Raw genomic sequence first — 15876 nt, 5'->3', positions numbered from 1 at the left:
CGTGCGCCTGCCGAGCAATACTCCGTGCACCGGCAATTTTTCTCGGCGAAACATCTGGCCGTCGACACAGACATCTGACATCTTGGTCGCGCTGCGCCACAGTCCCCGCTGTGCCGCAGTCCCGCTGCGCCGCAGCCCTCTCACCCGACGCACCCGTACAGGAGTGAGCGCCGATGACCGCCCGTATCGTCGATGTCGAGACGATCGACATCCGCTTCCCCACCTCGCAGAACCTCGACGGCTCGGACGCCATGAACGAGGCCCCCGACTACTCCGCGGCATACGTCGTCCTCAAGACCGACGCGCCGGACGCCCCCGAGGGCCACGGCTTCACCTTCACCATCGGCCGCGGCAACGACCTCGCCGTCCAGGCGGCCCGCGCCATTGGCGAGCGCGCGCTCGGCATGACCGTCGAGGAGATCACCGGCGACCTCGGCGCCTTCTCCCGCCATCTGCTCGGCGACAGCCAACTGCGCTGGCTGGGCCCGGACAAGGGCGCCATTCACCTCGGCACCGCCGCCGTCGTCAACGCCGCCTGGGACCTGGCCGCCAAGCAGGCCGGCAAGCCGGTCTGGAAGCTGCTCGCCGACATGACGCCCCAGCAGATCGTCGACCTGGTCGACTGGCGTTACCTCAAGGACGCGCTCACCCCCGAGGACGCGCTGACGATGCTTCAGGAGCGCGCGGCCGGCCGGGCCGAGCGCGAGGCGTACGTACGCGAACACGGCTACCCCGCCTACACCACGAGCGCCGGCTGGCTCGGCTACGACGACGACAAGCTCGCGCGGCTCTGCCAGGAGGCCGTCGACGCGGGCTGGGACTCCGTCAAGCTCAAGGTCGGCGCGGACCTTTCGGACGACATCCGGCGCTGCCGCATCGCCCGCTCCATCATCGGCCCGGATCGCCGCCTGATGATCGACGCCAACCAGACTCTTGGCGTTGACGAGGCCGTCGCCTGGGCCAAGGCGCTGGCGGAGTTCGACATCTGGTGGTTCGAGGAGCCCACCAGCCCCGACGACGTCCTCGGCCACGCCGCCATCGCCCGGCAGATCGGCCCCACCCACGTCGCCACCGGCGAACACGCCCACAACGCCGTGATGTTCAAGCAGTTCCTGCAGGCCGACGCGATCGGCATCTGCCAGATCGACGCCTGCCGGCTCGGCGGCGTCAACGAGGCGGTCGCCGCGCTGCTGCTGGCCGCCGCGCACGGCGTACCGGTGTGCCCGCACGCCGGCGGCGTCGGCCTGTGCGAACTCGTACAACACCTCTCGCTCTTCGACTACATCGCGGTCAGCGGCTCCATGGAGAACCGCGTCATCGAGTACGTCGACCACCTCCACGAGCACTTCCACGACCCGGTCCGCATCCGCGGCTCGCGCTACCTGGTCCCCGAAGCCCCCGGCTACAGCGCACAGATCCGGCGCGCGACGCTGGCGGAGTACCGCTACCCGGACGGCCCGGTCTGGAGCGGCCGCGGCCGGGTGGCATCCTGACGTCCATGCCCACCAAGAGAGAACGGCCGGGCCGCGGCGACGGGAACGGCGCCGGCGGCAGCGTCGTCGACGAGGCGATCGGCCGGCTGCGCAAGCGCATCGAGAGCGGCGAGTTCGCGCCCGGCCACCGCCTCCCTCCGGAGGCGGTGCTCGCCGCCGAACTGGAGCTGTCCCGCCCCTCGCTCCGCGAGGCGGTCCGCGCGCTGGCCATGGCCGGGGTACTGGACGTACGGCGCGGCGACGGCACCTTCGTCACCGACCTGCGCCCGGACCGGCTGCTCAGCGCCATCGGCAGCTTCCTGGACCTGGCCCAGGACACCGGCCTCGAGGAGATGCTGGAGTGCCGCAAGGTGCTGGAACCCGGCGCCACCGCGCTCGCGGCCACCCGCATCGACGACGCCGCGCTGGACGGCCTGCTGGAGCGCATCGAACGGATGCGGACCCTGCAGGATCCCGAGGAGCTGGTCCGCGAGGACCTCGCCTTCCACGCGGACATCGTCGCCGCGGCCGGCAACCGGACGCTGTCGTCCCTGGTCTCCTCCGTCACCCAGCGGACCGCCAGGGCCCGCATCTGGCGTGCCCTGGTCAAGTCCGACGTGCTCTCCTGGACCCACCAGCAGCACATGGACATCTACGCCGCACTGCGCGCCCGCGACAGCCTGGCGGCCTTCACGGCGGCCGGCCGCCATGTGGGTGACGTGGAGCTGTGGGTACGCGAACGCCTCGATCCGCTCAGGGAGCGGACGGAGCACTGAGGGCTACGGCCCGGGGCGGCGTCCTCACGCGTCCCGCGGCCAGTAGTCCAGATCGCCGCCCCGCCACTCGATGAGCGCGGGATCGGCCAGCGGGATCTCCTCGGCGTCGGACAGCCCGGCCCGGCGCAGGAACTCGGCGACGTCCCCGCGGCCGTGGGCGAGGCCGACGATCTGGCCGTGAATGGTCACCCGCCGCCCACCGGCGGTGGGCGGATACACGATCACCGGCGGATGTGTGGTCATACCCCCAGGCTGTCTCCCCGCCGCCCGCCGCGCATCCCGAAGCCCCGAATCCGCCGGTACCGATACCCTCGGGCGCGCACCGGGACGTACTCCGGAACGTGCTCCGGGCGGCGGGCACGCACGGTCGTCGCTGTCCCCGCCAACGGCTACGATCGGCGCATTCGTGGCTGTCGCCGGGAGGAAGAGCGAGAGATGGGCCTGTTCCGCCGCGGTCCGAAGCGGGATCCGCGCGACACCCCGCGCGATGAGGAGTTCGGATTCTTCTCCGACCGCGAGGGCGGCATCTTCCGCGGCCAGGTGCGGGCGGCCTTCGCCGAGCAGGGCCTGGAGGTCACGGTGTACGCCGGCATGGTCGCCGACTCGGCGGGCCGGCAGTTCGGCCTCGGCAACCTCGCCGCCGTCTGCCACCGCGACCGCCGCGGCGAGCGCGCCTGGCCCGCGCTCGTCAGGGACCACGTCGGCAAGGTCCTCCGTACGATGGACGGCCCCCAGCCGATGGAGACGATGCCCGAGGACGAGATCCGGGCCCGGCTCTACCCCCGCGTCGTCGCCGAGGACTCCCTCCCCGCCTCCGACTCCTTCCGGTACGCGCGCCCGCTCGCCCCCGGCCTGCGCGAGGTCCTGGCGCTCGACCTGCCCGAAGCCGTGCAGATACTCGGCGAGGACTCGCTGCTGGACATCGGGGACGTCGCCGAGCTGCGCATCCGGGCGCTGAACAACCTCCGGGCACTGCCGGTCGAGGGGCACGAGACGGTCCGCCGCGGCGACGGCTCGGCCTTCGAGGTCGTACTCGGCGACTCCTTCTTCACCGCCAGCCGGGTCCTGGTCCTCGACGAACTGGTCGAGCGGCTGACCGGCGCGCCGCTGACGCCCGACGGGGCGCTGGTGGCGCTGCCCTTCCGGCACCAGCTCGCCTTCCACCGCATCCACGACGCCCAGGTCGTACCGGCGCTGCAGGCCATGGCGCAGTTCGCCGCCGCCGGACACGAGGACTCGGCCGGCGCGATCACACCGAACGTCTTCTGGTGGCGCCGGGGCACGATGACCCGGCTGAGCGAGCCGGACGGGGACGGGCTGCGGGTGGTCGTCGACGAGGACTTCCAGACCATGCTGGAACGGCTGGTCCAGGACGAGGCATAGCAGCGGCGAGGCGTGGGAGCCTGGGTCGGTCCGGCTCCCCGGCAGGGCGTCCGAGGGCATTGGTGAGGCCCCGCACACGGGGGATGATGCGGGGCCTCACTCAGTACAACGGCCGGACCCGCCGAGAGGTTCCGTCCTGCCGAAGAATTCCGCGAATAAATCTACGGGTGGCGCTGCGGGTGGCGCGCTGGCCGGGCATCTACGGGCAGAGCTGGACATAATTCTTCTGGGGGCCGCGGAACAGGGCCGAAATTAGGGAGCGACAGTGATCCGTGTTCTTCTCGTCGAGGAAAACGGGCTTCTGCGCGGAGCGCTCGCCGCTCTCCTGACCCGCGAATCGGACATGGAGGTCGTCGCGCAGGGCGGGGGAGACGGCCAGGTCCTCGCGCGGGCGCTCTCCTACCGCCCCGATGTGGTCGTCATCGACGTCGACGCCCGCCAGGACGAGGCGCTCGCCACGGCGGGCGAGCTGTGCGAGCGGCTCCCCGAATGCCGGACGCTGCTGGTGGCTGGGTCGCCGGCGCTGGAGCGGCTCCGCAGCGTACTGGCCCTGCGGCCGCCAGGACTCATCGGGAAGGACGCGCCCTGTGACCGGCTCGTCGAGGGCATCCGCAAGGTCGTCGGGGGACAGCGCTACATCGACCCCGGACTGGCACTGCTGGTGCTCGACGCGGCGGCGGACCCGCTGACGCCGCGGGAGCGGGAAGTCCTGCGGCTCGCCGCCGACGGCGCCCCCGGACGGGAGATCGCCGACCGGCTGTCGCTGTCCGTGGGCACGATCCGCAACCACCTCTCGGCGATCACTCGGAAGATCGGAGCACGGAACCGGATCGACGCGATCCGGATCGCCCGGGAGTCGGGCTGGCTGTGAGACCCGGCTTCCCGGCTGTGGAACCCGGTTTCCCGGCTGTGTGATCCGGCTTCCGGGTTGTGTGATCCGGCTTCCCGGTACCCGCCCCGTCCTCCCAGTGGCCGACGAGGTCCCGGTAGAGGGCGGAGCCCGCCATCAGCTCCGTATGGGTCCCGAGGGCGGCCCGCGCGCCGTCCAGCACCATGATCCGGTCGGCCCGCAGCGCCGAGCTGATCCGGTGCGCGCACACGATCAGCGTGCCCGGGCGGCGGGCGAACGCCTCCTCCGCGCGCGCCTCGGCGGCCGGGTCGAGATGGCAGGTCGCCTCGTCCAGCAGGAACAGTTCCGCCGGCGGGAGGTAGGAGCGGACCAGAGAGACGAGCTGGCGTTCCCCGGCCGACAGCTCCTGCTGGTCCACGGCCGCGTCGTAGCCGCCCAGCCGCTCCACGAGCGGCCGGGCGCCGACCTCGTCCACCGCCGCGTCCACCACCGCCGCCGGGACGCCGGGCGCCAGATAGGTGAGGTTCTCCCACAGCGACCCCGCGAACACATACGCCTCCTGCGGGATCAGCACCCGGTGCCGGGCCGGGCCGTCGTTGAGGCACCCGACCGGTACACCGCCCAGCCGGACGCCGCCCGTATGCGGCGCGAGCACCCCGGCCACCAGCGCGGCGAAGGTCGACTTCCCCGCCCCGCTCGGCCCCACGACGGCCAGATGCTCGTCCGGCCGCAGCACGAGGTCGAGCGCGTCGATCACCGGCTCGGCGGAGCGCGCGTAGCGGAAGGTGACGCCGTGGAGCTCTACGCCGGAGTGGCGCGGGCGGCCGGGCGGGCTGCTGGCTGTGGGCCCACCGGCTTCGGGCTCACCGGCTTCGGGTTCCGTCGGCGGCCCGCCGGCCGTGGGCTCCGTCGGTGGCTCGCCGGCCGCCCCCGTGATCCGGCCGAGCGTGACCAGCAGCCACAGTCCGCTGTCCGCGATCCCCCGGACCAGGCTCTGCAACGCGGGCTGGAGCCCCTGCGACACATACGTCACCGCACCCAGCACCGCGCCCGCCGTCACCCCCCGCTGCACCAGCCACGGCGCCCCGGCCAGGACGAGGACGAGTGGCAGCCAGCCACCGACGGCCAGCGACGCGGTCCGTACGGCCGTCATCCGCGCCAGCGCCCGGGTGGCCCGCGCCGCCGCGTCGATCCGCTGGCCCGCCCGCTCCCGTACGACGTCCTCCCCGCCGCACGCCACCACGTCCCGCAGCCCGCCGGTCACCTCGCTCGCGGTCTCGGCGACGCGCTCGTCGGCCAGCATCACGTCCCGCTGGCGCGCGGCCATCGCCCGCAGCGCCCCGACGAAGAGTCCGAGCCCCGCGAGGAGGGGCGGCAGAACGAACAACAGGAGGGCGGGGTCCAGGGTGGCCAGGCCGAGCAGTGCCCCCACCGAGGAGGCGGCGAAACTCTGCACAAACATCACGACCGCCCCGTACGCCTCCCGGGCGATCTCCACCTGTTCGGTCAGGCGTGCCACGCCGCCGGTGTCGGCGGGCCGGTCAGAGCCGGCCGACCGGCGCAGCGTGCCGGACGTCACCAGGGTGACCAGCTCGTCCCGGAGCGGTTCGACGACCGCAGCGAGCCCCAGCGTCGCGTGGCGCGTCGCCCACGCCCCGGTCCCGACCGCGACCGCCAGCACCCCCAGCCAGGCGAAGCCCGTCCCGGCCCGCCCGGCGAGGAAGCCGTCGTCCACGGCACGGGCGATGACCCACCCGGAGAGGAACGCCGGTACGGCCTGCACCAGCGACCACCCCGCGAGCCGTACGAACTCCTTGCGCCGCCGGCGCAGCGAGGACCGCAGCAGCCCCGCGGCCGGGCCCGTCACGCCGCGCCCCCGGCCGTCACGCCGCACCCTCGGCCGCCGCGGCAGCATCCGCGCCGGGGTCCGCGCCAGGGCCCGCACCGGCCGGATCCGGCTGGAACGCGGCCCGGTACGCCGGCTGCGACCAGAGTTCGCCGTGGGTGCCCTGCCCGCGGACGCCGCCGCCGTCCAGCCAGACGACGCGGTCGGCCCGGGCCGCGGTGGACGCCCGGTGGGTCACGACGAGCCGGGTGCGCCCGGCCAGGGCACCGGTGAGGACCTGGCTGATGTGGTGCTCCGTCACGGTGTCGAGGCTGGCGGCGACATCGTCCAGCACCAGCACCCGCCCGGCCTGCACGAACGCCCGTGCCAGCCCGACCCGCTGCGCTTCACCGCCGGAGATCGGGGCGTCGGCCGGACGGGTGCCGTACCCCTGGGGCAGCCGCCTGATGAAGGTGTCGGCCCGGGCCGCCGCGGCCTGCCGCGCCACCTCCTCGGCGCCGGCCGGCCGCGGACCAAAAGCGATCGCGTCGGCGAACGTCTCGCCGAGCAGCACCGGACGCTCGAAGCCGTACGCCACCGCCTCGCGCAGCACCGACCTGCCGAGCCGGCGCAGCGGCACGCCGTCCAGCAGCACCTCGCCCTCGTCCGGGTCGGTGAGCCGCCCGGCCAGCGCGGCCAGTACGGACTTGCCGGACCCGGACCGGCCCACGACCGCGACCAGGGACCCGCCGGGGACGGTCAGCCGCAGATCCTCCAGTACGGTGCCGCGCGGTCCCCGTACGGTGACGCCCCGGAACTCCAGCGTCCCGGGCCCGTCGGGAAGACGCTCGCCGCCGTACGCCACCGGCGGTTCGGCGAGCACCTCGGCCACCCGGCCCGCCGTCGCCCGGGCCAGCGCGAGCCGGCTCGCCGAGGACACCAGAGAGCTGATGCCGGTGGCCAGTACGACGTACTCGCCGGCCGCGAGGACCTGGCCCGGCGAGATGCGGCCGTGCGCGAGCTGCAGACCGGCGACCGCGAGGACGGCGACCTCCAGCAGGGGGATGACCAGCGCCTCCCGCCCCGAGACCCGCGCGAGGACCTGCCACATCCCGGCCCCGTGCCGGCGCAGCTCCGGCAGTGGGCCGAGGACGCGGCGCACCTCGCGGTCCACAGTGCCGGCCGCGGCGATCGTACGGATCCCGGCCAGGGCGTCGACGAGCCGGGCGGCCACCCGGCCCTGGGCCTCGTAGTAGCGCTCGTTGATGTCGGAGGCGTCGCGGACGAACGTACGCACCAGGGACAGCACGACGGGCAGCCCCACCAGGAAGGTGAGGCACAGCCAGGGGTCGATGAGGGCCAGCGCGACGACCGCGCCCACCGGGGGCACCAGGTCCACCACGGCCCACACCAGGGTCGAGGCCACCTGCCCGGTACGGGCGCAGTTCCCCACCAGCCGGCCGACCAGGTCACCGGCCGTGAAGCGGCGCGTGGCACGGATGCCCAGGTCCAGTACATGCAGCAGGAGGGTGTGGCGGAGCCATGCGGTGGAACGTGCCTCGGCCAGCTTGCCCACGAGGTCGTCCAGCAGGTCGCACACCATCAGGACGACGATCGCCGCGATGCTGAGGGCCAGCCAGGTGACGGTGTGCCCGCCGGTGAGCACGGCGTCGACGGTGCGGCCCATGAGGGCGGGCAGCACCGTGTACACACCGGCCAGCAGCAGTGAGGTGGCCATCATGGCGGGCACCCAGGGCCCGCCCCGCCGCGCTGCCGCCAGCAGCAGCCGGTCCGCGGCGCGTCGGTCCATGGCCTCTCCCAGTACGGATACACGAAGGGGCGGGGACGCCTTGCACGTACGTCCTCGCCCCGACTTGCTTTCAGCAGAGCAGCAGGCTGAGCTGGCTGGTGCCGCCGCAGTACTTGCTGGCGCCACTCCTCCTCGGCCGGCCGCCGTGGTGAGCGGTCTCCATGCCTTGCAGGTCCAGGATCGTCATGTCATTTCACCTCCGCACTTCTTCTCCATGGGGACGGGGACGGAATGGCTTGGGGGCCCGGAGTGCCGGGCGTCGCGCGGCGGGGCGAGGAAGGGCAGCCGCACGGGGGAGTCGTGGAGGGCGGCGCCGAGCGCCAGCAGCACTCCGGCGCTTCCGGTGCCGAGGTCCATGGAGAGCCGCAGCAGCTCCTCGCCGGGGAAGGCGAGCCGGCCTTCGTGGACCACGGCGTACCGGGCCAGCCGGCGTATCTGGTCGGCGACGGCCGGGTCCCGCTCGGCCGCGGTCCCGGCGGGGTGCGCGCGGCTGAGGTGGAGGATCATCCCGGCCAGGCCGTCGAAGAGCCCGGGCTCGACGTAGAACCGTCCCTCGGCGGCGCGGCGGATCATCGCGGCGGCCGCCGTGAATCCCTCGTTCTCCCGGTGCGCCAGGTAGTCGTCCAGGACGAGGCCGATGCCCACGCTGCCGTCCGCGAGGTAGGGCATCGTCCGCCAGCCCTCGTTGACCTCCATGACCCCGTCGTCGCGGACCAGGCACCGGCGCAGGTCCTGCCGCAGGGCCGTCGAGGCGAGATCGAGGAACTCCGGGTCACCCGTGTGCTCGTACCACCGGAGGAACAGCAGCGCCGGGCCGGACGAGCCACGCAGCAGGCCGGCGTACGGCTGTCCGCCGCCGCTCACCTCCGGGACCGCGTCGGCCGGGCCCAGCCGGGCGGCCACGGCGTCCACCGCTTCCCTGGCCGCGTCCTGCAGGGCCGGCTCGCCGGTGACCGACGCGAAGTGGAGGAGATTCAGCCCGATGCCGGACAGCCCGCCCCGGAGGTCGAGGCCGAGCCGGAGCCACTGCTCGCCCGCGCACTGGTCGAGGATCTTCAGCGCCTCGTGCCGGTGCCCGAGGTGGTCCAGGACGTACGCGACGCCGTGCAGCCCGTCGTAGAAACCGAGCAGGGACCCCGGCTCCGGGCGCAGGGCGCGCCGGATCAGCCACTCCTCGTGGGCGGGGTGGCGGCCGGCGCCCGTCACGTCCAGCGCGTACAGGACCCCCGCCGCGCCGTACGCCAGGCCCAGCCCGCCGCCCGGCGAGGCGAACTGCTCGATGTCGCCGGGGAAGAGCCGGTCGTCCCGCAGTGGCGTGGCCGCCGCGAGGATGGCGCCCGCCAGCTCGTCGCGGGCCTGTGCCCAGCCCTCGCGGTCCGGACGCAGCCGCGGGTCGGCTGCCGCTTCGGCTTCTGCTTTCGGGGGCGCTCCGCCGTCGCCGGTGAGAGTGCGCACCGCCGCGTCGAAGAACCCGTCGGGGACGGGGAACGTGCGTGCTGCCTCCCGGGCGAGCTGTCCCGCCTTGCCGGGCGCCAGGGCGAGCAGGCCGGTCAGCGGCAGGAAGAGGAAGAGTTTCAGGCAGGCCAGGGCGTAGTCGTCGACGGCCGGGCCGTGCAGCTCGCGCGGTGCCGTGAACCCCTGGGCGCCGAGGGCCTGCCGCTTCCCCTCCGCGGCGTCCGCCGCCCCTTCGAGGTCGATCAGCACCACACCGCCGTCCGGGCGCACGATGACGTTCGACGGCTGGAGATCACCGATGACCACACCGCGCGCGTGGACCTCGCCGACGGCCCGCGCCACGCGGTCGTACAGGTCGAGGGCCCAGGCGGTGTAATCGGCCGTCTCTGCCTCGTCCGCTCCCGCGAGGGTGAGCGGATACCGGTCGACGAACTCGTCGTTGAGCTCCGTCCCTTCGATGAACTCCTCGACCAGGAAGTGGTGGTCGCCCCGTACGAAGTGATCGTGCAGCGCGGGCACGCAGTCCAGGCCCCGCAGCCGCTCCAGCATCTCCCGCTCGCGCTCCTGACGGGCGACCGCGTCCCGGCCGTCCGGCGTCAGTCCCGCGTGCGGGCGGGCCTCCTTGAGCACCACGCGGTCGCCGGTGCGCAGGTCCTCACCCGCGTAGATACCGCCGCCGTTCGAGAAGTGCAGGGCGCTCTCGAAGCGGTAGGGCAGGTCGGCGAGCGCGGCGCCGCTGCCGCGCGCCGCGAGGTGCGGGGCGAGGAAGCCGGGCAGGTCCACCCAGTCCGGTACCTGGAAGGTCGGCGTGCGGACGTCCGGCACCAGCCGGCCCTCGCCGTCCTCCATCGCGGGCTCGACCTCGCCGTCCGGGGAGACGCAGTACCGCTCGGCGAAGGCGCCGTACCGGACGTACAGCGGGCCCTCGCCCCAGCGCAGATCGCTGAGGATGTACGGCCCGGCCTGCCCCTCGAGGATCCCACCCAGCTCGGTGAGCACCCGCTCCAGCTCCGCCTCGTCCGCCGGGTACACCGTCACGAACTTGCCGCTCGAACCGCGGTGGGCGTACTTGGCGTTGGCGAGCAGCAGCGTGTCTTTGTCCGGCAGGAACTTGAAGGCGAGCCGGCGCGGGAGGCAGTACTCCCAGACAGCGGTGAGGATGTCCGCCGCGTTGTCGAGACACGCCGAGACGTGGATCTTCCAGCCCTGGAGGGGGAGCGTGCCGCCGGCGGGACGGAACACGATCCAGTCGTCCAGCTCGGCGCGGCGCCAGCCGTCGGGGGCCGGCCGTCGCGTCTGCGGGAATGCGGTGCCTCCGCTGTGCGCGCGGGCCGGCGCGTCGTAGAAGTGAGGGTCCATCAGGCAGTAGACCTCGTAGCGCTTGTCCACCGACCCCTCCCGGCGGTCTGTGCCGCGGGTTCTCCCTGCGGCCTCTATCTGCGACGATCGCAGAGTTGCCGGGCGGGGAACAGCGTCGTCCGTCACGTGATCGACGGGAAAAACGCAGGCATCACCCATGACATTTGTACTGGTGAGGCCGTGCATCGCCAGGGTTCAGGCGGTCGGCGGCACCGGCCCGTCCGCGCGCAGCCGCAGGCCGTCGGCGACGATCAGGTCCGAGGTGACCAGCGCCTGCTCGGCGGAGACGTCGGTCATGTACACGAAGGGCGGCACCAGCGGCGGTACGGGCAGCCGGTCCGGGGTGAAGGTCAGGCAGAGCACCCCCTCCACGCAGCCGCGGAACTTCGTCAGGTAGAGCGTGACGTCGCCGCTCAGCTCCAGCGACGAGGCGCCCAGCCCCAGTTCGTCGCTGCCGTCGTGGGTGAGGAGGCGGTAGTCGGTGAGGGAGGCGGCCTTCATCTTCAGCACCATCGCCCGGACCGGGCCGCGTGCGGTGGGCACGTCCTCGACCCCGGCGAGAGTGAAGCCCTTCGGCGCGAAACGGCTGGTCGTGACGGTGGGGACGGCGGCGGGGGCGGGGAAGCCCGGCCCGGCGGCCCGGGCCTCGGTGGCGGGTGTCCCGAGCGCGGCGAGGAGGGCGACGGGCAGGGCCACGGCGAGGGTGGTGGACGGGCCCGTACGGGCGGCCGGGGGAGCGGCGCCGGCCTGTGCCGCCGGGCCCGGCTGCTCGGGAAGCGGCGTCCAGCCGAAGCCCATCGCCGCGCCCGCGATGCCCAGCCCCATGCCGACCAGGAAGCCGCCGAGGTTGGTGGCCGCGAAGGAAATCACGGACAGGATCAGCGCGTTGACGCTCACGTAGTGCCGCGCGGCCGGGGCGCACCACAGGAACAGCCCGGCCACGATCAGCGCCAGCCCGATGCCGAGCGCCGCGAGCCCGCCGAGCCCCAGGCTGACCAGCACGCCGAGCGGGGAGAGCGGGACGAGCAGCAGCTCTGCCCCGCCGAGTACCAGCAGCAGCCCGGCCCAGAACGGCCGGGTCCGCCGCCACCCGCGAAACCGGGCCCGCACCTCAGGCCAGGGCAGCCGAGCCGCCTGCACTGTCAGCCGCGCGCGCAGGGCCGTGAGCCGCCTCGTCAGTGCGGCGGGCAGCCCCGGGCGCCTCAGAAGCATTTCTCGCCGTCCAGGCTGACGCCCAGCTTCAGGCCCTTGAGGCGGAAGTTGCCGCCCGTGGCCGACCAGGCGTGCGACTTCACGCCCGCGACCTCGATGTCACCGGCCTGCAGTCCGAATTTCCCCTTCGGGCCGCGGATGCCCGGTACTTCGTCCAGCGTCGAGGCGTCCCGGCCGATCTGCGCCGTGCCGAAGCGCGCGTCGCCGACCAGGTCCTCCCCGTCGATGACGAGGTTGTCCGCGGTGACGGGGCCCGCCTTCCCGCCCGCGGTGAGTTTGAAGACCACCGGCCCCATCGGCGTGCTGACCTGCGCCGACTGGCAGATGTCGGAGAGTCGCGCCGTGCCGATGCCGAGCAGGGCCACCGGATGGCCGGTGCCGTCGGCGGTGCGGTCGGTGTGTACGTACGAGGCCAGCCCGTCGCTGGTCAACTTGCCCGAAGTCACCTGAAAGTTGGTGCCGGAGACGGCGAACGACGCGGCGAGTACGCCCTGCGCCATCACGGTCGCCAGCGCCCCGACGGCCAGTACCGCCGGCACGGCCAGGGCCGCGCTCTTCCTCCAGGACGTGCGGCCTTCTTCCGGTACGGCCCGCTGATTCCTGCCCACTGCTTCCTCCCGGGGGAGCGCTCGGTCATGGCGGTACGGTCACAGCGCTGACGTGCGGTTACTTGCGGTAACGAAGGTAGCTGTCGAGAGATTAGGGCCCTTGTTGACGGTGCGTCAACAGTGCTGCACGACGAAGGGCGGTGACCATGACGGGCACGACGAAGGGCGGGCGGCCGCAGCCACCCGCCCTCACGTACGACTCGCCCGAGGGGTGTTAGTTGATCGCCTTGATCAGCTCGCCGCTCGCGGTGTCCCCGCTCAGCTCCCAGAAGAACGTGCCGCCCATGCCCTGCTCGTTCTTGAAGTTCATCTTCGTGCCGATGGTCTCCGGAGTGTCGTAACTCCACCACTGGTCACCGCACTTGGCGTACGCGGTGCCGCCGACCTTGCCGGTCGCCGGGCAGCGTCCCTTGAGGTCCTTGTAGTCCTCGATGCCCGCCTCGTACTTGCCCGGCGCCGCGCCGGTCGCCGTGCCGCCCGGCGCGTCCTGCGTGACACCGCTCCAGCCGCGCCCGTAGAAGCCGACGCCCAGCAGCAGCTTGCCGGCCGGGATGCCGAGGCCCTTGAGCTTCTTGGTGGTGTCGGCGGTGTTGAAGCCGGCCTTCGGTATGCCGTTGTACGAGGTCAGCGGGGAGTGCGGGGCCGTCGGCCCCTTCGCGTCCCAGGCGCCGAAGTAGTCGTACGTCATGGGGTTGTACCAGTCGACGTACTGTGCGGCGCCCGCGTAGTCGGCGGCGTCGATCTTGCCGCCGGAGGAGGCGTCCGCGGTGATCGCCGCGGTCACCAGGTTGGAGCTGCCGAACTTCGCGCGCAGCGCCTTCATGACGTTCGTGAAGGCGGTCCGGCCGCTGGTGTCGCAGGTCAGGCCGCAGGCGTTGGGGTACTCCCAGTCGATGTCGATGCCGTCGAAGACGTCCGCCCAGCGCTTGTCCTCGACCAGGTCGTAACAGGACTGCGCGAACGCCGCCGGGTTCTTGGCGGCCTCGGCGAACCCGCCGGACCAGGTCCAGCCGCCGAAGGACCAGATCACCTTGAGGTTCGGGTGCAGCGCCTTGAGCTTGCGCAGCTGGTTGAAGTTGCCGCGCAGCGCGCCGTTGTCCCAGGTGTCGGCCTTGCCGTCGACGCTCTGGTCCGCGGTGTACGCCTTGTCGTAGTCGGCGTACGCGTCGCCGATCGCGCACTTGCCGCCGGTGACGTTGCCGAAGGCGTAGTTGATGTGCGTCAGCTTGTTCGCCGAGCCGGAGGTCTCGATGTTCTTGACGTGGTAATTGCGCTGGTAGACGCCCCAGTTGGTGAAGTATCCGACGACCTTGTTGCCGGCCGCCTTGGTCCCCGCGCCCGAAGCGGGTTGTGTGGCGGCGGCCTTGGCGGTGGCGGGGGCGGAGTCGGCGGGCGCGGCCGCGGCGGTTCCGGTGAGCGCGCCGGCGGCCATCGCGGCCGTGCACAGGGCCGCGGCCACGGCCGCGAATCCATGGTGGAGGCGCTTCTTGTGCGGTCTGAGCATGGTTGCTCCTCGGAGTGGGGGTCCATCGAGGGGGAAGTGCTGTGACCTGCGTCCGCAGTGGCGCCGAACGCGTGGAGCGTCGGGGGAGAAGGTAGAAGGACTAGACCAACTCGGTCAATGGTTTGGACCAATTTGCTGAACTCCCGCACACGATCCGGCGACCACCGGAAGAAGCCGATCAAGGAGTGAAGGACACCGCCGTATTGGGCATACTCCTTGCGCCACCGCCGCAGGTCATCGCCTTCCGCGACCCGGAGAGAGACCATCACGGCAGTGGGACCGGTCGCGCCGCGCCACCCGAGCGGCGCGCGCCGCAGTGCCCTACAGGGAGGAGAGCGCCGCCATGACCGAGTACGGCCCCAGGCCCGTGGACCGCAGGCTGCCCACCGACGAAGCCCGCCAGCTCATGACGCTCGTACGCGATCTGGCGGCCCGCGAGATCGCGCCCACGGCCGCCGCCGAGGAGGAGGTGGGCCGGTTCCCCCGCGAGCTCTTCACCCTGCTCTCGGAGTCGGGCCTGCTCGGCCTGGCCTACGCCGAGGAGTTCGGCGGGGGCGGCCAGCCGTACGAGGTCTACCTCCAGGTCCTCGAAGAGCTGGCCACCGCCCGGCTCACCGTCGGCCTCGGCGTCAGCGTCCACACCCTGGCCTGCCACGCGCTCGCCGCGTACGGCACGAAGGAGCAGCGTGCCGAGCACCTGCCCGCGATGCTCGGCGGCGGGCTGCTCGGCGCGTACTGCCTCTCCGAGCCCGCCGCCGGGTCGGACGCCGCGTCCCTGACCACCCGCGCCACGCGCGACGGTGACACCTGGGTCCTGGACGGCACGAAGGCGTGGACCACCCACGGCGGCATCGCCGACTTCTACACCGTCCTCGCCCGCACCGGGGGAGCGGGCGCGCACGGCATCACGGCCTTCCTGGTGCCCGGCGACGCCGAGGGGCTGAGCGCCGCCGCGCCGGAGCGCAAGATGGGCATGAAGGGCTCGCCCACGGCGCAAGTGCACTTCGACGGGGTGCGGATCGGGGACGCGCGCCGGATCGGCGAGGAGGGCCAGGGCTTCGCCATCGCGCTCGACGCGCTGGACTCCGGCCGGCTCGGCATCGCCGCGTGCGCCGTGGGTGTGGCGCAGGCGGCCCTCGATGAGGCGCTGGGGTACGTCGCGACCCGCCGTCAGTTCGGCCGCCCCCTCGCCGACTACCAGGGGCTGCGCTTCATGCTCGCCGACATGGCCACGCAGGTGACGGCCGGACGGTCGCTCTACCTGACCGCGGCGCGGCTGCGGGACGAGGGCCGCCCCTTCACCAAGGAAGCGGCCATGGCCAAGCTCTTCTGCTCGGACGCGGCGATGCGCATCACGACCGACGCGGTCCAACTGCTCGGAGGGTACGGCTACACCGCGGACTTCCCGGCCGAGCGCTATATGCGCGAGGCCAAGGTCCTGCAGATCGTCGAGGGCACCAACCAGATCCAGCGGATGGTCATCGCCCGGCACCTCGCGGGCCCCGAGTCACGCTGACGGTACGGCCCGCTGACGGCACAGCCCGCAGGCGGCGCAGTACCGCTGACGGAGCGTCAAAGGCCGTATTGCGGGAGGCGGGTGCTCATCGTGCGGCAAGAGGGTG

The 15876-nt window shown here is 72.8% G+C and carries 13 protein-coding genes; 5 read left to right on the top strand and 8 right to left on the bottom strand.

The window, feature by feature from the left end:
• Positions 1–173: 173 nt before the first annotated feature.
• Both IG84_RS0121675 and IG84_RS0121670 read left to right on the top strand, forming a co-directional pair.
• Positions 174–1493, top strand: coding sequence for an enolase C-terminal domain-like protein (locus IG84_RS0121675; protein WP_031059668.1), 1320 nt, complete (start codon positions 174–176; stop codon positions 1491–1493).
• Positions 1494–1498: 5 nt separating this feature from the next.
• Positions 1499–2248: a FadR/GntR family transcriptional regulator gene (locus tag IG84_RS0121670; protein ID WP_051862153.1), complete on the top strand. Its 750-nt coding sequence runs from the start codon at positions 1499–1501 to the stop codon at positions 2246–2248.
• A gap of 24 nt (positions 2249–2272) precedes the next feature.
• Here IG84_RS0121670 and IG84_RS0121665 read toward each other — a convergent pair whose 3' ends face one another.
• Positions 2273–2491 (bottom strand): hypothetical protein, encoded by a 219-nt coding sequence (locus IG84_RS0121665; RefSeq protein WP_031059664.1) that lies wholly within the window; start codon positions 2489–2491, stop codon positions 2273–2275.
• 192 nt (positions 2492–2683) lie between these two features.
• Between IG84_RS0121665 and IG84_RS0121660 the strand changes: the two genes are divergently transcribed.
• Positions 2684–3631, top strand: a complete 948-nt coding sequence (locus tag IG84_RS0121660) for a hypothetical protein (protein ID WP_031059661.1) — start codon at positions 2684–2686, stop codon at positions 3629–3631.
• A 265-nt stretch (positions 3632–3896) separates the two neighbouring features.
• Entirely contained in the window at positions 3897–4502 is a 606-nt protein-coding gene (locus tag IG84_RS0121655; RefSeq protein WP_031059657.1) for a response regulator transcription factor, read from the top strand.
• Here the strand turns inward: IG84_RS0121655 and IG84_RS0121650 are convergent.
• The 7 genes from IG84_RS0121650 to IG84_RS0121620 all read right to left on the bottom strand — a co-directional run bounded on the left by IG84_RS0121650 (position 4432) and on the right by IG84_RS0121620 (position 14254).
• Positions 4432–6348 carry an ATP-binding cassette domain-containing protein gene (locus tag IG84_RS0121650; RefSeq protein ID WP_051862180.1) on the bottom strand — a complete coding sequence of 639 codons (1917 nt, stop codon included), beginning with the start codon at positions 6346–6348 and terminating at the stop codon, positions 4432–4434. The genes IG84_RS0121655 and IG84_RS0121650 overlap by 71 nt on opposite strands.
• Before the next feature lie 16 nt (positions 6349–6364).
• On the bottom strand, positions 6365–8116 hold the full coding sequence (locus tag IG84_RS0121645; RefSeq protein WP_078649161.1) for an ABC transporter ATP-binding protein: 1752 nt from the start codon (positions 8114–8116) through the stop codon (positions 6365–6367).
• 70 nt (positions 8117–8186) lie between these two features.
• Positions 8187–8303, bottom strand: a complete 117-nt coding sequence (locus IG84_RS40760) for a SapB/AmfS family lanthipeptide (protein ID WP_107053937.1) — start codon at positions 8301–8303, stop codon at positions 8187–8189.
• On the bottom strand, positions 8300–10960 hold the full coding sequence (gene lanKC / locus IG84_RS0121635) for a class III lanthionine synthetase LanKC (protein WP_051862152.1): 2661 nt from the start codon (positions 10958–10960) through the stop codon (positions 8300–8302). Before lanKC ends, IG84_RS40760 begins: the two co-directional genes overlap by 4 nt.
• Before the next feature lie 165 nt (positions 10961–11125).
• On the bottom strand, positions 11126–12142 hold the full coding sequence (locus tag IG84_RS0121630) for a DUF6114 domain-containing protein (protein ID WP_245659485.1): 1017 nt from the start codon (positions 12140–12142) through the stop codon (positions 11126–11128).
• Complete coding sequence (locus IG84_RS0121625; protein ID WP_382467418.1) at positions 12133–12642, bottom strand: DUF6230 family protein; 510 nt, start codon at positions 12640–12642, stop codon at positions 12133–12135. Before IG84_RS0121625 ends, IG84_RS0121630 begins: the two co-directional genes overlap by 10 nt.
• A 322-nt stretch (positions 12643–12964) precedes the next feature.
• The gene (locus IG84_RS0121620) at positions 12965–14254 is read right to left on the bottom strand and encodes a glycoside hydrolase family 18 protein (RefSeq protein ID WP_031059637.1); all 1290 of its coding nucleotides are present in this window, start codon (positions 14252–14254) and stop codon (positions 12965–12967) included.
• A gap of 343 nt (positions 14255–14597) precedes the next feature.
• Between IG84_RS0121620 and IG84_RS0121615 the strand changes: the two genes are divergently transcribed.
• The gene (locus tag IG84_RS0121615; RefSeq protein ID WP_031059634.1) at positions 14598–15770 is read left to right on the top strand and encodes an acyl-CoA dehydrogenase family protein; all 1173 of its coding nucleotides are present in this window, start codon (positions 14598–14600) and stop codon (positions 15768–15770) included.
• Positions 15771–15876: the final 106 nt, after the last annotated feature.

It is taken from the genome of Streptomyces ochraceiscleroticus, assembly GCF_000720485.1.
Lineage (GTDB): Bacteria > Actinomycetota > Actinomycetes > Streptomycetales > Streptomycetaceae > Streptomyces > Streptomyces ochraceiscleroticus.
The sequence above is the reverse complement of the archived record's forward strand: the minus strand, read 5'-3'. Positions and strand labels throughout refer to the sequence as shown.

Bases quoted from the DNA above. Each gene is read 5' to 3' on its own strand.
- IG84_RS0121675 (WP_031059668.1), top strand. From the start codon at position 174: ATGACCGCCCGTATCGTCGATGTCGAGACGATCGACATCCGCTTCCCC.
- IG84_RS0121670 (WP_051862153.1), top strand. From the start codon at position 1,499: ATGCCCACCAAGAGAGAACGGCCGGGCCGCGGCGACGGGAACGGCGCC.
- IG84_RS0121665 (WP_031059664.1), bottom strand. From the start codon at position 2,491: ATGACCACACATCCGCCGGTGATCGTGTATCCGCCCACCGCCGGTGGG.
- IG84_RS0121660 (WP_031059661.1), top strand. From the start codon at position 2,684: ATGGGCCTGTTCCGCCGCGGTCCGAAGCGGGATCCGCGCGACACCCCG.
- IG84_RS0121645 (WP_078649161.1), bottom strand. From the start codon at position 8,116: ATGGACCGACGCGCCGCGGACCGGCTGCTGCTGGCGGCAGCGCGGCGG.
- IG84_RS40760 (WP_107053937.1), bottom strand. From the start codon at position 8,303: ATGACGATCCTGGACCTGCAAGGCATGGAGACCGCTCACCACGGCGGC.
- IG84_RS0121630 (WP_245659485.1), bottom strand. From the start codon at position 12,142: ATGCTTCTGAGGCGCCCGGGGCTGCCCGCCGCACTGACGAGGCGGCTC.
- IG84_RS0121625 (WP_382467418.1), bottom strand. From the start codon at position 12,642: ATGGCGCAGGGCGTACTCGCCGCGTCGTTCGCCGTCTCCGGCACCAAC.
- IG84_RS0121620 (WP_031059637.1), bottom strand. From the start codon at position 14,254: ATGCTCAGACCGCACAAGAAGCGCCTCCACCATGGATTCGCGGCCGTG.
- IG84_RS0121615 (WP_031059634.1), top strand. From the start codon at position 14,598: ATGACCGAGTACGGCCCCAGGCCCGTGGACCGCAGGCTGCCCACCGAC.